General features: G+C 62.2%; 16 protein-coding genes and 1 pseudogene. 11 read left to right on the top strand and 6 right to left on the bottom strand.

All coding sequences use genetic code 11. From position 1 onward, the window contains the following. The first annotated feature begins 82 nt into the window (after positions 1–82). From B3V69_RS16165 to B3V69_RS16150, 4 genes are all read left to right on the top strand, one after another. The gene (locus B3V69_RS16165) at positions 83–1,099 is read left to right on the top strand and encodes a glycosyltransferase family 2 protein (protein ID WP_296448036.1); all 1,017 of its coding nucleotides are present in this window, start codon (positions 83–85) and stop codon (positions 1,097–1,099) included. A gap of 11 nt (positions 1,100–1,110) precedes the next feature. Beyond that, a complete protein-coding gene (locus tag B3V69_RS16160) occupies positions 1,111–2,601 on the top strand; it encodes an ArnT family glycosyltransferase (protein ID WP_296448035.1) in 1,491 nt (496 codons plus the stop codon). Between the two features lie 108 nt (positions 2,602–2,709). Further along, the gene (locus B3V69_RS16155) at positions 2,710–3,474 is read left to right on the top strand and encodes a haloacid dehalogenase type II (protein ID WP_296448034.1); all 765 of its coding nucleotides are present in this window, start codon (positions 2,710–2,712) and stop codon (positions 3,472–3,474) included. 15 nt (positions 3,475–3,489) lie between these two features. After that, positions 3,490–5,709 carry a malate synthase G gene (locus B3V69_RS16150; protein WP_296448033.1) on the top strand — a complete coding sequence of 740 codons (2,220 nt, stop codon included), beginning with the start codon at positions 3,490–3,492 and terminating at the stop codon, positions 5,707–5,709. A gap of 176 nt (positions 5,710–5,885) precedes the next feature. On the opposite strand, the gene B3V69_RS16145 is transcribed toward B3V69_RS16150, so the two are convergent. After that, complete coding sequence (locus B3V69_RS16145; RefSeq protein WP_296448032.1) at positions 5,886–6,605, bottom strand: Crp/Fnr family transcriptional regulator; 720 nt, start codon at positions 6,603–6,605, stop codon at positions 5,886–5,888. 330 nt (positions 6,606–6,935) lie between these two features. On the opposite strand from B3V69_RS16145, the gene B3V69_RS16140 reads away from it, so the two are divergent. The 3 genes and pseudogenes from B3V69_RS16140 to B3V69_RS20670 form a co-directional block, all read left to right on the top strand. Continuing rightward, on the top strand, positions 6,936–7,631 hold the full coding sequence (locus tag B3V69_RS16140; protein ID WP_296448031.1) for a TetR/AcrR family transcriptional regulator: 696 nt from the start codon (positions 6,936–6,938) through the stop codon (positions 7,629–7,631). Positions 7,632–7,736: 105 nt separating this feature from the next. After that, complete coding sequence (gene fabG, locus B3V69_RS16135) at positions 7,737–8,477, top strand: 3-oxoacyl-ACP reductase FabG (RefSeq protein WP_296448061.1); 741 nt, start codon at positions 7,737–7,739, stop codon at positions 8,475–8,477. A 160-nt stretch (positions 8,478–8,637) separates the two neighbouring features. Next, positions 8,638–8,841: pseudogene (locus B3V69_RS20670) on the top strand (hypothetical protein); the annotation flags it as partial. Between the two features lie 107 nt (positions 8,842–8,948). On the opposite strand, the gene B3V69_RS16125 reads toward B3V69_RS20670, so the two are convergent. From B3V69_RS16125 to osmF, 5 genes are all read right to left on the bottom strand, one after another. Continuing rightward, entirely contained in the window at positions 8,949–9,869 is a 921-nt protein-coding gene (locus B3V69_RS16125) for an MBL fold metallo-hydrolase (protein WP_296448029.1), read from the bottom strand. A gap of 85 nt (positions 9,870–9,954) precedes the next feature. Further along, the gene (locus B3V69_RS16120; protein ID WP_414707557.1) at positions 9,955–10,731 is read right to left on the bottom strand and encodes an ABC transporter permease; all 777 of its coding nucleotides are present in this window, start codon (positions 10,729–10,731) and stop codon (positions 9,955–9,957) included. Positions 10,732–10,736: 5 nt separating this feature from the next. Next, positions 10,737–11,678, bottom strand: a complete 942-nt coding sequence (locus tag B3V69_RS16115) for an ABC transporter ATP-binding protein (RefSeq protein WP_296448027.1) — start codon at positions 11,676–11,678, stop codon at positions 10,737–10,739. Next, complete coding sequence (locus B3V69_RS16110; protein ID WP_296448026.1) at positions 11,675–12,868, bottom strand: ABC transporter permease; 1,194 nt, start codon at positions 12,866–12,868, stop codon at positions 11,675–11,677. Before B3V69_RS16110 ends, B3V69_RS16115 begins: the two co-directional genes overlap by 4 nt. Before the next feature lie 27 nt (positions 12,869–12,895). Then, a complete protein-coding gene (osmF, locus tag B3V69_RS16105) occupies positions 12,896–13,816 on the bottom strand; it encodes a glycine betaine ABC transporter substrate-binding protein OsmF (RefSeq protein ID WP_296448025.1) in 921 nt (306 codons plus the stop codon). 164 nt (positions 13,817–13,980) lie between these two features. Here osmF and B3V69_RS16100 point away from each other — a divergent pair, with 164 nt between their 5' ends. From B3V69_RS16100 to B3V69_RS16085, 4 genes are all read left to right on the top strand, one after another. Beyond that, positions 13,981–14,196: a cysteine-rich CWC family protein gene (locus tag B3V69_RS16100; protein WP_296448024.1), complete on the top strand. Its 216-nt coding sequence runs from the start codon at positions 13,981–13,983 to the stop codon at positions 14,194–14,196. Between the two features lie 158 nt (positions 14,197–14,354). Then, on the top strand, positions 14,355–14,714 hold the full coding sequence (locus tag B3V69_RS16095; protein WP_296448023.1) for an ArsR/SmtB family transcription factor: 360 nt from the start codon (positions 14,355–14,357) through the stop codon (positions 14,712–14,714). A 62-nt stretch (positions 14,715–14,776) separates the two neighbouring features. Beyond that, a complete protein-coding gene (gene arsD, locus B3V69_RS16090; RefSeq protein WP_296448022.1) occupies positions 14,777–15,139 on the top strand; it encodes an arsenite efflux transporter metallochaperone ArsD in 363 nt (120 codons plus the stop codon). Positions 15,140–15,157: 18 nt separating this feature from the next. Then, a partial coding sequence (locus tag B3V69_RS16085) for a TRC40/GET3/ArsA family transport-energizing ATPase (RefSeq protein WP_296448021.1) occupies positions 15,158–15,942 on the top strand: 785 nt, incomplete at its 3' end.

The following is a 15,942-nucleotide window of genomic DNA, read 5'->3' as shown; positions in this document are numbered from 1 at the left end:
AACAACTCCGGTCAGGCGCATGGGCGCGGGGATTGGTAACAATACCACTCTCAGTCGTCAAACCAGAAAATCACCCGCCTCCATGTCCGTCGAATTCCTCCCCGTGGCAGAACGTCCGTCCCAACAGGCGCTCTCAAGTCGTGCCTGCGCCTGCCAGCTCAGCGTGGTGGTTCCCGTTTTCAATGAGGAGTCGGTGATCCCCCTGTTTCATGCGCGTTTGATCCAGGTGCTGGCCGGGTGTCCCGGTGTTCATGAAGTCATCTTCATTGACGACGGCAGCACCGACGGCTCGCCGCAGGTGCTGGAGACCCTGCGCGTGAGCCACCCGCATGTGGCGGTCGCCCGGCTCAGCAGAAACTTCGGCAAGGAGCACGCCATGACGGCGGGCCTGGAACTGGCGCGCGGCGAGGCCGTGATCATTGTGGACGTGGATTTGCAGGATCCGCCCGAGCTGATACCGTCCATGCTGGCGGCCTGGCGCGCCGGTGCCGATGTGGTCAACATGCGGCGTACCGGGCGCGACGGCGAAACGATCGTCAAAAAAACCACGGCCCATTTCTTCTATCGCATCATCAACCGGCTCAGCCACGTCGCCATCCCGAGCGATGTGGGCGATTTCCGCCTGTTCAGCCGACGCGCCGTGGATGCGTTGAACCGGCTGCCGGAGTCCAACCGCTTCATGAAAGGCCTGTTCGCCTGGATCGGCTTCTCGCAGGTGACGCTGGACTACCACCGCAAGGCGCGGGTGGCGGGATTCAGCAAGTGGCCTTATTGGCGCTTGTGGAACTTTGCACTGGAAGGGGTGACGTCTTTCTCCACCGTGCCACTGCGGGTTGCGTCCTATGTGGGTTTTTTGAGTGCTTTCGGCGCTTTCATGTACGCGCTTTATTTCTTGGTCAAAACGTTTTTTTGGGGGGAGTCCGTCAAGGGCTTCCCCACCCTGATTGAAGTTGTGTTGCTGCTCGGCGGGCTGCAGTTGATGGCGATCGGGATCATGGGCGAGTATGTCGGACGGATTTATCTGGAGTCCAAGCGGCGTCCTATTTATCTGCTGGATTTCTTCAAGCCCGCAACCCCGACGGCGCCCGGCCCCAGGTGAGAACGCGGTCGGTGCGCACGGAGACCGAAACCCAAGTCCGGGTCTGGTGCGGTTTGGCCATTTTGCTGGGTCTGCGTCTGCTCAGCCTGGGCGGGTACCCGCTGATGGACAGCACCGAGGCGCGCTACGCCGAAATATCGCGCCTGATGCTCTCCCTGGGAGACTGGGTCACGCCCTGGTACGACCACCATATTCCCTTCTGGGGCAAGCCGCCCTTGTCGTTCTGGACCACGGCTGCGAGTTTCAGCCTGTTGGGCGTCAATGAGTTTGCCGCGCGCCTGCCGGACTTTCTGGCCGCGCTAGGGGTCGGTTGGCTGGTGTGGGATTGGGCGATGCGGCACTCAAAGCAGCAGGCGCTGGCCGCCCTGGCCTTGCTGGCGGGCTGCAGTCTGATGCTGATCGCAGCCGGCGCGGTGATGACGGACATGACCCTGGCCGTCGGCACCACGCTGGCGATGCGCGGCTTCTGGCTCGGCCTGCATGGCGATGCGACCCGGCGCCAGCGCGAGGCTTGGCTGTTTTTTCTCGGTCTGGCGGTCGGTCTGCTGGCCAAGGGGCCTTTGGTGCTGGTGCTGGCCGGCCTGCCGCTGGGTCTGTGGACCCTGTTCAACCGGCAACTCGGACGTGTCTGGCGCGATCTGCCGTGGATTCGCGGCAGCTTGGTTGTTCTGCTGCTGGTTGCTCCCTGGTACGTGGCGGCTGAAGTGCGCACGCCCGGCTTTTTGGATTATTTTTTGATGGGGGAGCACTGGCACCGCTTTGTCACGCCGGGCTGGAGCGGCGACCGCTATGGCGTGGCCCACTCGGCGCCGTGGGGCAGCATCTGGGTTTATGCGTGGGCGGCCACGCTGCCCTGGTCGCTGCTGTTGCCGCTGGCCTGGTGGCGCTGGCGCAAAGCCGACAGGGCGGCTGGCGTCGCTCCCCTGACCGTCCCGGCGCAGGACAAGCCGCTGCAGCACTATCTGGTGTTGTGGAGCCTGGCGCCCGCTGTATTTTTCACCTTCGCCGGCAATATTCTCTGGACCTACGTGCTGCCGGCGCTCCCCTCACTGGCCTTGCTGGTCGCGGCCTGGTTGAGCCGGCGCCCAGACCCGCGGCGCGTCAACCGCCTGCTGAGCCTCGGTTTGATGCTGAGCGCCGTGCTGTTTGCAGGCTTTGTCGTCAGCCTGAATTTGCCGCAGCTGGAAGACCTGCATACGACCAAGCGCCTGGTCGCGCACTACGGCGCGCTCAATACCCGCCACAGTGCCTTGGTTTTCTATCCCGAGCGGCCTTACTCGGCGGCTTTTTACAGCCGGGGCCAGGCAGAAAAAATCTCTCAGGCGTCCGGCTTGCTCCCCCTCATGACCGGACCGCCGGTATTTTTGGCGGTCAAAACTGGCGCCGTGGCGACCCTGCCAGTGGCCGTCCACAGCCAGCTGCAATGGCTGGCCCAGCATGGCGACTACACGCTGTTTTCAATCGGCACCGGGGTACCGCCGGTCCCCGCTCCGGTCCCCTAGCGCCCCATGTCTGCGCCCGATGTCTTGCCTAATTGCATTCACTTTTGTCACAGATAAACAGATTTATTGAAAGTTAATCACCGGTCAAGTGTCAAATAAAATGAGGGCATGTCAAGAATCCCTCCTGCCGCCGTCGACAAAGCCAGAGCATCGAATATTGAAGCACCGCGCGCCGTGCTGTTCGACGCCTATGGCACCTTGTTTGACGTCTACAGCGTGGGCCTGCTGGCCGAGCAATTGTTCCCCGGCCACGGCCAGGCCTTGAGTGTGCTGTGGCGCGACAAGCAGATTGAATACACCCGGCTGGTGACCACCAGCAACCACGGCGCGCACTACCAGCCGTTTTGGGCGCTGACCCGGGCCGCGCTCGTCTATGCTATAAAAAGAATAGTGGCTCCCGTACAAGCGGCGGGGGCTGGCGACCTGTTTGATACACAAATTGAGCGCTTGCTGAACCAATATCGCAGCTTGAGCGCCTTCCCCGAGAACAAGGACGTGCTGAGCGCGCTCAAGGCCCGCGGCATTCCCACCGGCATCCTGAGCAATGGCGACCCGGCGATGTTGCAGCTGGCCGTCAAATCCGCCGGTCTGGCGGGCCTGTTGGATCACGTGATCAGCGTCGACCCGATTCGCAAATACAAAACCCACCCGGACGCCTACGCGCTGGGCGAGCAGGCCACCGGTCTGGCCGCGCGCCAGATCGCCTTTGTCAGCTGCAACGCCTGGGATGCGCTGGCCGCCACCTGGTACGGCTACCAGACGCTGTGGGTGAACCGTTACCATCTGCCTTTCGAAGAACTGGGCACCCAGCCCACCCGCACCGGCGCCAGCCTGCGCGATGTGCTCAATTTTTTTCCAACCTCTTCCCTGTAACTAGAGTCTCCTACCATGACCGAACGTACCTCCACGCACCGCCTGCAAGTTGCTAACCAGCTGCTCCAGTTCATCGACCACCAGGTGCTGCCCGGCACCGGCGTCACGCCGACCAAATTCTGGAAAGGCTTTGACGCCATCGTGGCCGATCTGGCGCCGAAAAACATCGCCTTGCTGGCTGAACGTGACCGCCTGCAAACCGAACTGGACGCCTGGCACAGCGCCCATCCCGGCCCCATCACCGATATGCCCGCCTACCGCGCCTTCCTCGAGAAGATCGGCTACCTGGTGCCGAGCCCGAAGAAAGCACGCATCAGCACCACCAAGGTCGATGCCGAGCTCGCCATCCAGGCCGGCCCGCAACTGGTGGTGCCGGTGCTCAACGCCCGCTACGCCCTGAACGCCGCCAATTCCCGCTGGGGCAGCCTGTATGACGCGCTGTACGGCACCGACGTGATTTCGGACGCCAAGGGCTGCGAAAAAATCGGTAAAAAAGGCGGCTACAACCCCAAGCGCGGCGCCAAGGTCATTGCCTACGCGCGCCATGTGCTGGACCGCACCGCACCCCTGCGCAAGGGCTCGCACGTCGACTCCGTGGGCTACCGCATCCGGAGCGGCAAGCTGGCGGTCAAACTGGCCGACGGCAGCAATACCAGCTTGCAAAACCCGGCGCAACTGATCGGCTACCAAGGCGAAGAGAAGGCGCCCACGTCGGTGCTGCTGCAGCACAACGGCCTGCACCTCGATATTCAGATCAACCGCGCCACCCCCATCGGCGCCAGCGACCCGGCCGGCGTCAGCGACCTGGTGCTGGAAGCGGCCCTGTCGACCATTCTGGACCTGGAAGACTCGGTCGCCGTGGTGGACGCCGACGACAAAGTGCTGGCCTACAGCAACTGGCTTGGCATTCTGCAAGGCACGCTGACCGAGAGTTTCGAGAAGGGTGGCAAGACCCTGACCCGTGGCCTGAACGCCGACCGCATCTACACGCCACCCTCCGGCAAGGGCAAAAAGGTCACGCTGCACGGCCGCTCGCTCATGTTCGTGCGCAACGTCGGCCACCTGATGACCAATCCGGCCATCCTGTACACCGACAAGCAGGGCGCAACGCGCGAAATCCCGGAAGGCATTCTGGACGCCGTGGTCACCACCACCATCGCCATGCACGACCTGAAGCGCACTGCCAAGGACGGCATCCGCAACTCGCGCAAGGGCTCGGTCTACATCGTCAAACCCAAGATGCACGGTCCGGTGGAAGTCGCGTTTGCCGCCGAGCTGTTCAGCCGCGTGGAAAAAATGCTCGGCCTGCCCGACAGCACCGTCAAGCTCGGCATCATGGACGAAGAGCGCCGCACCAGCGTCAACCTGAAGGCTTGCATTGCCGCGGCCAGCAGCCGCGTCGCCTTCATCAACACCGGCTTCCTGGACCGCACCGGCGACGAGATGCACAGCGCCATGCAGGCCGGCCCCATGATCCGCAAGGGCGACATGAAAACCAGCACCTGGATTGCCGCCTACGAGCGCAACAACGTGTTGGTCGGCCTGAGCTGCGGCCTGCGCGGCAAGGCGCAAATTGGCAAGGGCATGTGGGCCATGCCGGACCTGATGAAAGCCATGCTGGAGCAAAAAATCAATCACCCGAAAGCCGGTGCCAACACCGCCTGGGTGCCCAGCCCGACCGGCGCCACGCTGCATGCGCTGCACTACCACCAGGTGCTGGTCAGCGACATCCAGAAGGAACTGGAAAAAATCGACTTCAACAAGGAGCGCGACAACCTGCTGACCGGCTTGTTGACCATTCCCGTGACCGCCACGCCGAACTGGTCCGACCTGGAAAAGCAGCAAGAGTTGGACAACAACGCCCAGGGCATCCTCGGCTACGTGGTGCGCTGGATCGACCAGGGCGTCGGTTGCTCCAAGGTGCCCGACATCCACAACGTCGGCCTGATGGAAGACCGCGCCACCTTGCGCATCAGCAGCCAGCACATGGCGAACTGGCTGCACCACGGTGTCGTCACGGCGGATCAAGTGAAGGAAACCTTCGAGCGCATGGCCGCCGTGGTGGACGGCCAGAACGCCGGCGACCCGTTGTACAAAAACATGGCGGGCAACTTCGAGACCTCGATGGCTTACCAGGCGGCTTGTGATCTGGTGTTCAAGGGCTTGGCGCAACCGAGTGGCTACACCGAGCCTTTGCTGCATGCATGGCGGCTGAAGGTGAAGGCTGCTGCGTAAGGTATCTTCAATGCGCGGGCCGCTATTGATTTAGTAGCTGCTTGCGCTTATTCCACGGGGGCTATAGGCCAATTAATGCCGCAGAGGTCGCTCCGTCAGCAGCCTCCAGCCTGTCCAGCCGGGTTGGCAGTTATCCGCCGTTGGAGACGTTGACCACGCTGCATTTTTTGGCTGGCTCAGGACGCGGTTTCAGCGATTTGCAATAGAACTTCATAGTTACAAACTATAAGACCGCGAGCCTCAACGCGGATGGCCTCTTCACGCTCCATGGCTTTGAGTTCCAAATTAACACGTTGGCGTGAGGCCCCGACCAGCTGGGCCAACTCTTCTTGTGTCAGTTGCAAGCCGATGCATGTTTCGTTCCTGTGGCTTGGACAGGGCACGCCGAATCTTTCGGTCAGATGCAAAAGTTGTTTGGCAAGTCGTGCCCGCAATTGCAGGGAGTGACAATCTGCCACGACACCAATCAACTGATCAATACGGCTTGCATGCAGTTGCAAAAGAGCTTCGTAAAACTCGACGTGGCGCGCCAAGATTTTCCTGAAGTCGGTCTTGGCAACGCAAATGGCTTTTGTACGGCCGTGTGCATAGACACCATGACTTCGTTGGTTCCCTTCAAAAATAGGGATTTCGCCGAACCACATACCCGGCGCCGCGTAGGCGAAGGTAATTTGTCTTCCAGAAGGCGACGCCGTACTTGCCCTCATGGCCCCCCGTGCACAGGCGAACCAGGCCTCCGGCGGCCTGTCGTGGGTACATATTGGCTCACCGTCCTCGAAACGTTTGACGTAGACGCAACGCAGGATGTCGTGTCGAAGTGTGGCTGACAAGGTTGAAAACCAGTGGTCTGAGTCAATCGCGGCACGCTCATCACGGGTCAGTTTGAGTTCGTTCATGGTCTGACTTGGCGACTCGATCACTGAAATGACGTCACTCGAATTGCCCCAATGCGCAATGCCCGCGCGCTGGCGCGCTCCGAATTGAAAAACTCGCTCATCTCACGCTTGGCGCAATGGATCCGGCGCGAGCGGACTATGCGGCTCCGACGCGGTATGGGTCGACCTGCATCCAAAAAATCAGACGCGGGGAGCGCGAGCTCTCGCTCCGGCTTGAGTAATGTCATGTGTTGTCAACGTAGGAGTTCATCTTAAATAAAGAGCGAGCGCTCGTTTTTCTGTAGTATAGAATCAAAGTTGGGTTTTCGTCAACGCGGGGCTACCACAAGCATGCAACTCACACTTCCACAGCGATTTACATTCGCCCAATTCAAGCAAGTCACCCCGATCGAGCCTTCGAACTTATTGGCGTTGATCGTCGAGCGTCATAGCAAGCGAATCACAGTCAAGCGCTCCGCTGTCGCGCAGGAAAACCTTCGTAGGATCTTCGAGTCCACATTTCGCCTCGCCAATAAGGTTGGCTTCGCACCCATGTCTTTGCGTGATCTCTGTCGCGACACCGGCTTGTCAATGGGTGGCCTTTATGGCTACATCGCCAGCAAAGACGATTTGGCGGCAATGATCGAAGACGTCATCCGTTTCACCAGTGCGGCAATTCCGATCTGGTTCAGCGCACAACCCACAGCGCTTGAGAGACTTGACTCAACCTTGCGCGGTCACATATTCATTTCAGAGTTGCTGCGGCCCTGGTTCTATTTCGTCTTCATGGAATCGCGCACACTTTCCGCCAGCCAGAAGACCGTTGCAAGGTCCTCCGAGATGTCATTTCAGGACGAGTTGTCGCGTCTCTTTGTCGAGGCGGGATTGACCGATACAACGAATGCGCACCTGCGCGCCGCGCATTGCATGGCCTTAATCCAGGACTGGTACGTCAAGCGATGGAAGTATCAACAGCAACAAGTTTCCGTCGATACGTTTGCTAACAGCGTCTGCCGTATTGCGTTGCTCCACTTGAACGACGGGTGAGCGCACAAAGACTTTTTTCGCAATTCGAAGGTGCATGGCAGCGCTCAGGATCCATCAAACACCGGGGGACGAAATCCTCCTTATCCCAAATCTAAGGCAAACAAAATGCGCTTAAAAAACAAAGTTTCAATCATCTCTGGTGCCGCACAGGGCATCGGCTTGGCTACCGCACTGAAATTCGCGCGGGAAGGCGCGATCGTCGTGCTTTGCGATTTACACCAACCGGCGGTTGACGAGGCCGTCGCCGCCTGCAAGGCCGAAGGCGCACAGGCCATAGGCTACGCGCTGGATGTGACTGATCGCGCCGCAGTTGATGACATGGTGTCAGACGTCAAGGCCCGGTTCGATCGCATTGACGTGATGGTCAACAATGCCGGCATTACGCAAGACGCCAGGTTGCAAAAGATGACGTTGGCGCAGTTCGACGCCGTTATCAATGTGAATCTTCGCGGCGTGTTCCATTGCGCGCAAGCCGTGGCGGACACCATGGTCGAACAAGGCGCGGGGGTCATTCTGAATGCCAGTTCCGTGGTCGGCATCTACGGTAACTATGGTCAGACCAACTATGCAGCCAGTAAATTCGGCGTGATTGGATTCACCAAAACTTGGAGCCGTGAACTCGGGCCCAAAGGCGTGCGAGTCAATGCGGTGGCGCCTGGATTCATTGAGACGCCGATTCTTGACGCCGTGCCGGATAAGGTGATTCAGCGGATGCGCGAAGCAGTGCCGCTGAATCGCTTGGGTCGTCCGGAAGAGATCGCGAACGTCTACGCATTTCTCGCCAGCGACGAAGCCAGCTATATCAACGGAACAGTCATTGAGGTTGGGGGCGGTATGACCTTGTGATTGAGTGCCACAACCATTGATGCCTCACCAAATTTCAACGATGATTTCAGGCGCCGGGCAGAGCAAACTTCGCAGGCATTCGGAAGAAAATACAAGGTGCGAGGCGATGTTGCGCCTGGAGCAAGCGCATCGAAGTGACTGGAACCTTCGAGCGCATGGCCGCGTGGTGGACGGCCAGAACGCGGGCGACCCGCTGTACAAGAACATGGCGGGCAACTTCGACCCCTCGATGGCATACAAGGCGGCTTGTGATCTGGTGTTCAAGGGGCTGGAGCAGCCGAGTGGCTACACCGAGCCGCTGCTGCATGCGTGGCGGCTGAAGGTGAAGGCGGCGGCTGTCACAGCGGTTGCTGCAGCGGTTTGAGAATTGCTATTCAATTAATAGCTGCTCACGAATGATTGACGGGGGCTAGAGGCCTATTTGGCACTTGAAGCCTTGATGAAAACGGCATCTGAAGGTGCCGTTTTTCATTAAGCGTTTCGAAGCATCACCCCATCGCGCGTGGCCGCGCCGGATCGGATCAAGTCCCCGATCAGGTGCTCGACCCACTGCGCAAAATCAAGCGCTGAAAAATGGCGCTTGTAAATCAGCAGGAAGTAGGGCGTGGCGCGCGCCCAGGCGATGAAGGTCGGCAGGTCCAGACTTTGCACTTCGAGCAGCTTGAACTTCAGCAGGACTTTGGCGGCGTAGCTGATGTGTTTTTCTGGATGGGTGACAAAGCTGTCCAGGCGCGCGCGGGCGCTGGCGAGTGATTTCCCGACGCTGGCAAAGGCGGGGCCGTGGCCCGGAATCACCATCGCGGGCGCCAGGGACTCGATCAGGTCAAGGGTGTCCCCGACCGCGTCAAACGCATCCACGCCTTCCAGCTCGGGGAACACCACGCCAAAGCCGCGTTCCCACAAGGCATCGGCCGAGACCAGGACACGGGAGGCCGGCTCAAACAAGATCACCGAGTGCGGGTCGTGCCCGGGCGCCGCGTGGATCTGCCAGAGCGTGTCCCCGAGCCTGATGTCAGTCCCCGGCAGCAGCAGCGCATCGAACGCAAACTGCGGGCAAGTCTGCCCGGTGGGTGCATAGGTCAGCGCCTGCGGGTCCCAGTCGCGTACATGCTGGGACAGACCGGGCGGAATGAGGGTCATCAGTTCCGGGTAAGTGTTTTGCAGCGCCGCGTTGCCGCCGCAGTGGTCGCTGTGCAAATGGGTGTTGAGCAGCAGATCGAGTGGGCGGCCGTTCAGGGCCGCTTGGACCAGCAGCAGCGTTTGCTGCGCATGCGCGCCGTAGCCGCTGTCAATCAGCGCCGCGGACTCGCGGCCGCCAATCAGGATGTTGTTCGACGACAGCCAGCCGCGTTCCAAAACGGTGATGTCAGGGGGAAGCGTGGGGCGCTGCATGAGTCGCTCAGACCTGCGCAACGCGGCGTGAATGGCTCGTGAGCCGGGATTTTTTCATGGGGCACTCCTGTGGTTTCATTTTGACTCAGCGCTGCCAGGCGGCCAGTCGCGCAAGGCGCTCAAACACCATGTCGACCACCACCGCCAGCAAGCCGACCAGCACCGCGCCCTGCAGCACATAGGCGGTGTTGAAGCCGCTCAGGCCGACGATGATGGGCGAGCCCAGCGTCTTGGCGCCGACGGTGGAAGCGATGGCCGCCGTGCCGATATTGATGATGACCGAAGTGCGGATGCCTGCGATCCACACCGGCAAGGCCAGCGGCATTTCCACCTGCGCAAAGCATTGCCACGGCGACAGGCCGATGCCGGTGGCCGACTCGCGCACCGCTGGCGGCACCGCGTGCAAACCCGCCACCGTGGCTTGCACCACGGGCAGCAGCCCATACAGCGCCAGTGCAATGAGCGCGGGCAGCTCGCCAAAGCCAAGCAGGGGCACCGCCAGCGCCAGCACCGCCACCGGCGGAAAGGTCTGCCCCATGGCCACCAGCGCCTGCACCACCGAGCTGAACTGTCGGCCCATCGGGCGGGTGATGAAGATGCCGGCGACGCTGCCTACCAGCGCCGACAGCAGGCTCGATATACCCACCAGCTTGCAGTGTTGCCAGAGCAGCTCGGCGAAAGGTTCCTGTTGGTACACCGGGCGCTCCAGCGCCGGGAACAGGCCGCTAAACAGCGGCTGGGAATAGGGCAGATACAGCACCAGGGCCAGCAACGCGGCGCTGGCCCACGGCAGGGGGTCTTGCCAGAAGCGGGGCCGACTATGGCGTACGGTGATCGCGGCGGGCGCGGGCCTGGCGTTCATGGTGCTCATGGTGTGGCGCCGCGCGGGGCAAAAATGTCAGCCGCATGCAGCACGCCCACCGGCCGCCCGGCGGCGTCGACCAGGTTGACCTCGGCCACCTGATGCAAGCTCATGAACGAGACCGCCTCGCGCAGCGAGGCTTGCGCGGGCAAGCTCCCGCCGGCCAGCGCCGGCTCAAGGCGGACCAGGCGGCTGGCTGGTTGCAGCGAGAGCAGCTTGATGCCGATGTCGCCGCGCCCGACAAAGTCCCGCACCAGGTCGTTGGCCGGGCTGGCCAGCAGTTCCAGCGGCGTTCCCACCTGCACCACCTGGCCCTGGTCCAGCAGCACGATCCGGGTCGCCAGCAACAGGGCTTCGTCAACGTCGTGCGTGACCAGCACAATGGTTTTGCCGGACAACTGGTGCACCCGTTTGAGCTCCCCTTGCAGCGTGGCCCGGGTCACCGGGTCAAGCGCGCCAAAAGGCTCATCCATCAAGAGCACGTCCGGGTCGGCCGCCAGGGCGCGGGCGACGCCAATGCGCTGCTGCTGGCCGCCCGAGAGCTGGTGCGGATAGCGCTGGCGATAGAGCGCGGGCTCCAGCTGAAACAGCTGCAGCAACTCGGTCACGCGCTGATCGATGCGCCGCGTCTCCCAGCCCAGCATCTGCGGCACGGTGGCGATGTTGCGCGCCACCGTCCAGTGCGGGAACAGGCCGACCGACTGGATGGCATAACCCATGCGCAAACGCAGCGCGCGCACCTTGAATTTGTAAATTTCCTCGCCGTCGAACAAGATGCGGCCAACGTCGTGGTCCTCCATGCGGTTGATCATCTTCAGCAAGGTGGACTTGCCGGAGCCCGACGCGCCCATCACCACCAGCAACTCACCGCGCTTGACCTTGAGGTTCAGGCCCTCGATGACGCGGAGCCCGCCGTAGGATTTGCTGATATTCAGAAACTCGATCATGCTGGCAGCCCGGTAGGTGGCCCTATGGCTGGTCCTTGTGTCAGATGGATCAGGACCTTGAACGCGGTATCCGCCAGCAGCGCCAGCGCGACGATCGGCAACACGCCCAGCAACACCAGGTCATGCGCACTGCTGAACAGGCCCTCGAACATGATGGCGCCCAGACCGCCGGCGCCAATCAAGGCCGTCACCGCCGCCAGGCCAATCGCCTGGTTGGTGGCGGTGCGCAGCCCCGCCAGCAGCAGCGGCAAGGCCAGCGGCAGCTCCACCCGGTAAAAAATTTGCAGCGGCGACATGCCCATGCCGCGCGCCGCCTCGCGCACGGCACCTGGCACCTGCTCCAGCCCCGCCAGCGTGCCGCGCACCACCGGCAACAGGCTGTAGAGCGTCAGCGCGATGACGCCCGGCGCCATGCCGACGCCGCTGATGCCGGCCCGCGCCAGCGCCGGATAGGACGCCGCCAACCAGGCCAGCGGCGCCATCAGCAAGCCGAACAGGGCAATCGAGGGAATGGTCTGGATGATGTTGAGCACCGGGAACAGCGCCTGACGCCCGCGCGCCGACTTGCAGACCCACCAACCCAAGGGCAGGCCCAGACACAGCGTGGGCAGCAGCGCCGCCAGCACGATCGCGATATGGCGCAGCACAGCCGCCTCAAACACCTCGGACTGGTTGGCCAGCTCCTTCATGATCGACAGCGCATCGCACGCGCCCGAGAGCAGCAGGACCAGCAAAAGGCTCGCCGCCGTGGCCAGCACAGCAAGACGCACTGCCAGGCCCGCCCGCAGGCGCTGCAAGGCGTCCACCGCCGTCAACCAGAGAACGACCGCGAGCCCCCAGAACGCCCCACCGAGCGAAGTGCGCGCCAGGGGGGACCCGGTCTGCGCCGCTTGGCTGGCGTAGGCACCGGCCAGACCAGCCAAGCCCGCCAGCAGGGCGAGCGCCGCGGCCACCTGGAGCCAGAGGACGGGTCGGGTCGGTCGCAGCCATGGGGCCAGTGCTATCGCCAGCAGCAAGGCGAGCAGGCCCCAGTACGGGCCCTGCAGCGCCTGCAGCAAGGAAACCGCCGCGCCCGACACCAGCCGATTCGGTGCCACCCGCAAGAATGGCAAACCGAGCACGGCGCAGGCGCCGATCAAGGCGAGCACGGCCGCGACCGGGTTCCACCGCACAGGAAGTGCCTTGCGCATCAAGTCGAAACTTTCTTCAGTTGCCCGCTACTTGATCAGGCCGTTGGACTTGAGGAAGTCAGCGGCCACCTTTTTGGCATCCTGACCGTCAAGCTGGATTTTGGCGTTCAGCGCCTGCAGAGTAGGACCATCCAGCGCCATGAACACGGGCGCCAGAATGGCTCTGATTTTCGGATTTTTCGTCAGCACCGCGTCCCGGATGATGGGCGTGGGCGCATAAATCGGCTGCACGCCCTTGGGGTCGCCCATGATGACCAGGCCCAGCGCCGCCAGCGGGCCGTCGGTGCCGTACGCCATGGCGGCATTCACCCCCGAGGTCTTTTCCGCGGCGGCCCGAATGGTGGTCGCCGTGTCGCCTCCGGCCAGGGTGAGCAGCTGCTCGGGCTTGAGCCTGAAGCCGTAGGCACTCTGGAACGCGGGCAGCGCGTCCGAGCGCTCCACGAACTCGGCCGAAGCGGCGAGCTTGAACTGAGCCCCGCCACGAATCCACCGGCCCAGATCGTCCAGCGTCTTGAGCTGGTTGGCGGCGGCGACATCCTTGCGCACCGCAATCGCCCAGGTGTTGTTGGCCGGTGAAGGCGCCAGCCAGACGATTTTGTTTTTCTCGAAGTCCAGCGCCTTGACGCGCTCGTAACCGGCCTTGGCGTTTTTCCAGGCCGGATTGGACTCCTCGGCAAACATGAAGGCGCCGTTGCCGGTGTATTCCGGGTAGATGTCAATTTCACCCGCCGTGATCGCGGCGCGCAGCACTTTGGTAGTGCCGAGCGACGCTTTGTTTTCGGTCTTGATGCCGCCGGCCTCCAGCGCCAGCACGATCATATTGCCCAGCAACTTGCCTTCGGTGTCAATCTTGGAGCCGACCCGCACCGGGGCTGACTGCGCCAGCGCAAGTCCTGCCAGCAAGGTCGCGGCGAACAGCAGCACGGCGCTGCGTTGGACAAATTTCATGGCACGGGCCTTTCATTCAAAGAGTTCGTCAACCGGGCGCCCGGTTGCGCGAGCACGCATTTTGATTTTGCAATAGAGCGGCGAGTTGCCGTGGCGCCGACCGCGGACAAGCCCGCAAACCCGTCAAAATGGGGGGTCGAAATTTCCGGTGCTGGAGCCCCGTCATGCAAGTCATCCTACCCGCTGATCCCACCGTCTGTCCGCTGTGCGGGCAATCCAACCAGTGCGCCGGGCAGGTGGCGCGCACGACCGGCGTCCAGCAGCCGCCGTGCTGGTGCAACCAGGTCATGTTTGGGGCCGAATTGCTGGCGCGTGTCCCGGAGCATGCGCGCCGCATGGCCTGCGTTTGCGCCGCCTGCGCCCAGTCTGGCGGCGCGTGAAGCGCGCATCGCCCGGCCACCCGCTGGCCGAGGCCGTTTGAAGTTTGCTATTTAATTAATAGCTGCTTGCGTATATTCCACGAGGGCTGGAGGCCAATTTATTATATAAATTTGGCGCCACTCCTTCTATATTTCAATAGAAGTTGTAGAATTGAAGTATGGATAAATTATCGGCCACCACCGTCTTTGAATCGCTTTCGTCCGGCGTGCGCTTGGATATTTACCGCCTGCTGGTCAGGGTCGGGCCGCAGGGCATGGTGGCGGGGGAAATAGCCACCGCGCTGGAGGTGCCACCTACCAATCTCTCGTTTCACCTGAAGGCGCTGACGCAGGCGCAACTGGTCTCCGTGGTGCAGGAAGGTCGCTTCCAGCGCTACCGCGCCAGCCTCGGGTTGATACAAGAGTTGATTGTTTATTTGACGCAAGAATGCTGCGCCGGGCATCCGGAGCAGTGCGCGGCTATCTGTCAGCCCATCAGTTGCCCGCAGGGGCTGATCCCGACCCAGGCGACAGCGTGAGCGGGACCGCATCGACGCGCCCATAGTGTGACTTTTATGCCCATCCTTCAAGGAGTTTCAAAGTGAAAAAGATCCAGGTGTTTGATCCCGCGCTGTGCTGCAGCAGCGGCGTCTGCGGCGTGGAGCTTGATCAGAAATTGGTCACGTTTGCCGCCGATGTGGACTGGGCCATACAAAACGGCGCCCAGATCGAGCGCTTTAATTTGGCGCAGCAGCCGATGGCCTTTGTCGAGAATGCTGTCGTGAAAGGTCTGCTGGAACGCTCAGGGGAGGGCGCTTTGCCCTTGACGCTGGTTGATAGCGAAGTGGCTCTGGCGGGACGCTATCCGACCCGCGATGACCTGATGCGTTGGACTGGGATTGCGCCGCCGGTCACGGAGCAGAAACCTACCGGTGGTTGCTGCGCTGGCGGCCGTTGCTGCTGACCCGCAGAAGACCACGCCATGAAGTTCCTCGAACAGCCGCCACGTTTTCTGTTTTTCACCGGCAAGGGCGGCGTCGGCAAGACCTCGATTGCCTGCGCCACGGCGATTCAGTTGGCCGCGGCGGACAAGCGCGTGCTGCTGGTCAGCACCGACCCGGCGTCCAATGTCGGGCAGGTCTTTGGTATTGCCATCGGCAACCACATCACCGCCATCCCGCAAGTGGCGAACCTGAGCGCGCTGGAAATCGACCCGCAAGCCGCGGCGCAGGCGTACCGCGACCGCATTGTCGGGCCGGTGCGCGGCAAGCTGCCCGACAGCGTGGTCAAAGGCATTGAGGAACAACTCTCAGGCGCCTGCACCACCGAGATCGCCGCGTTTGACGAGTTCACCGCCCTGCTGGTCGACGCCGCGCTGACGCACGACTTTGACCACATTATTTTCGATACCGCCCCCACCGGCCACACCATCCGGCTGCTGCAATTGCCGGGCGCCTGGAGCGGCTTTCTGGCGGCGGGCAAGGGCGATGCGTCGTGCTTGGGCCCGTTGGCCGGTCTGGAAAAGCAGCGCACCCAATACAAGGCCGCGGTGGACGCGCTGGCCAACCCCGCGCGGACCCGCTTGGTGCTGGTCGCCCGGGCACAGCCCTCTACCTTGCGTGAAGCCGCTCGCACCCACGACGAGCTGGCCGGGATTGGCTTGTCGAAACAGTTCCTGGTGATCAACGGTGTGTTCCCGCCGGACGAGGCGGCGCAAGACCCGCTGGCGGCCGCCATTTGCCTGCGGGAGCAGGCGGCGCTGGCGGC

It is taken from the genome of Rhodoferax sp. UBA5149, from assembly GCF_002413825.1.
Taxonomy (GTDB): Bacteria; Pseudomonadota; Gammaproteobacteria; order Burkholderiales; family Burkholderiaceae_C; genus Rhodoferax.
Note: the sequence above shows the minus strand (reverse complement) of the source record. Positions and strands in the feature narration are given on the sequence as shown.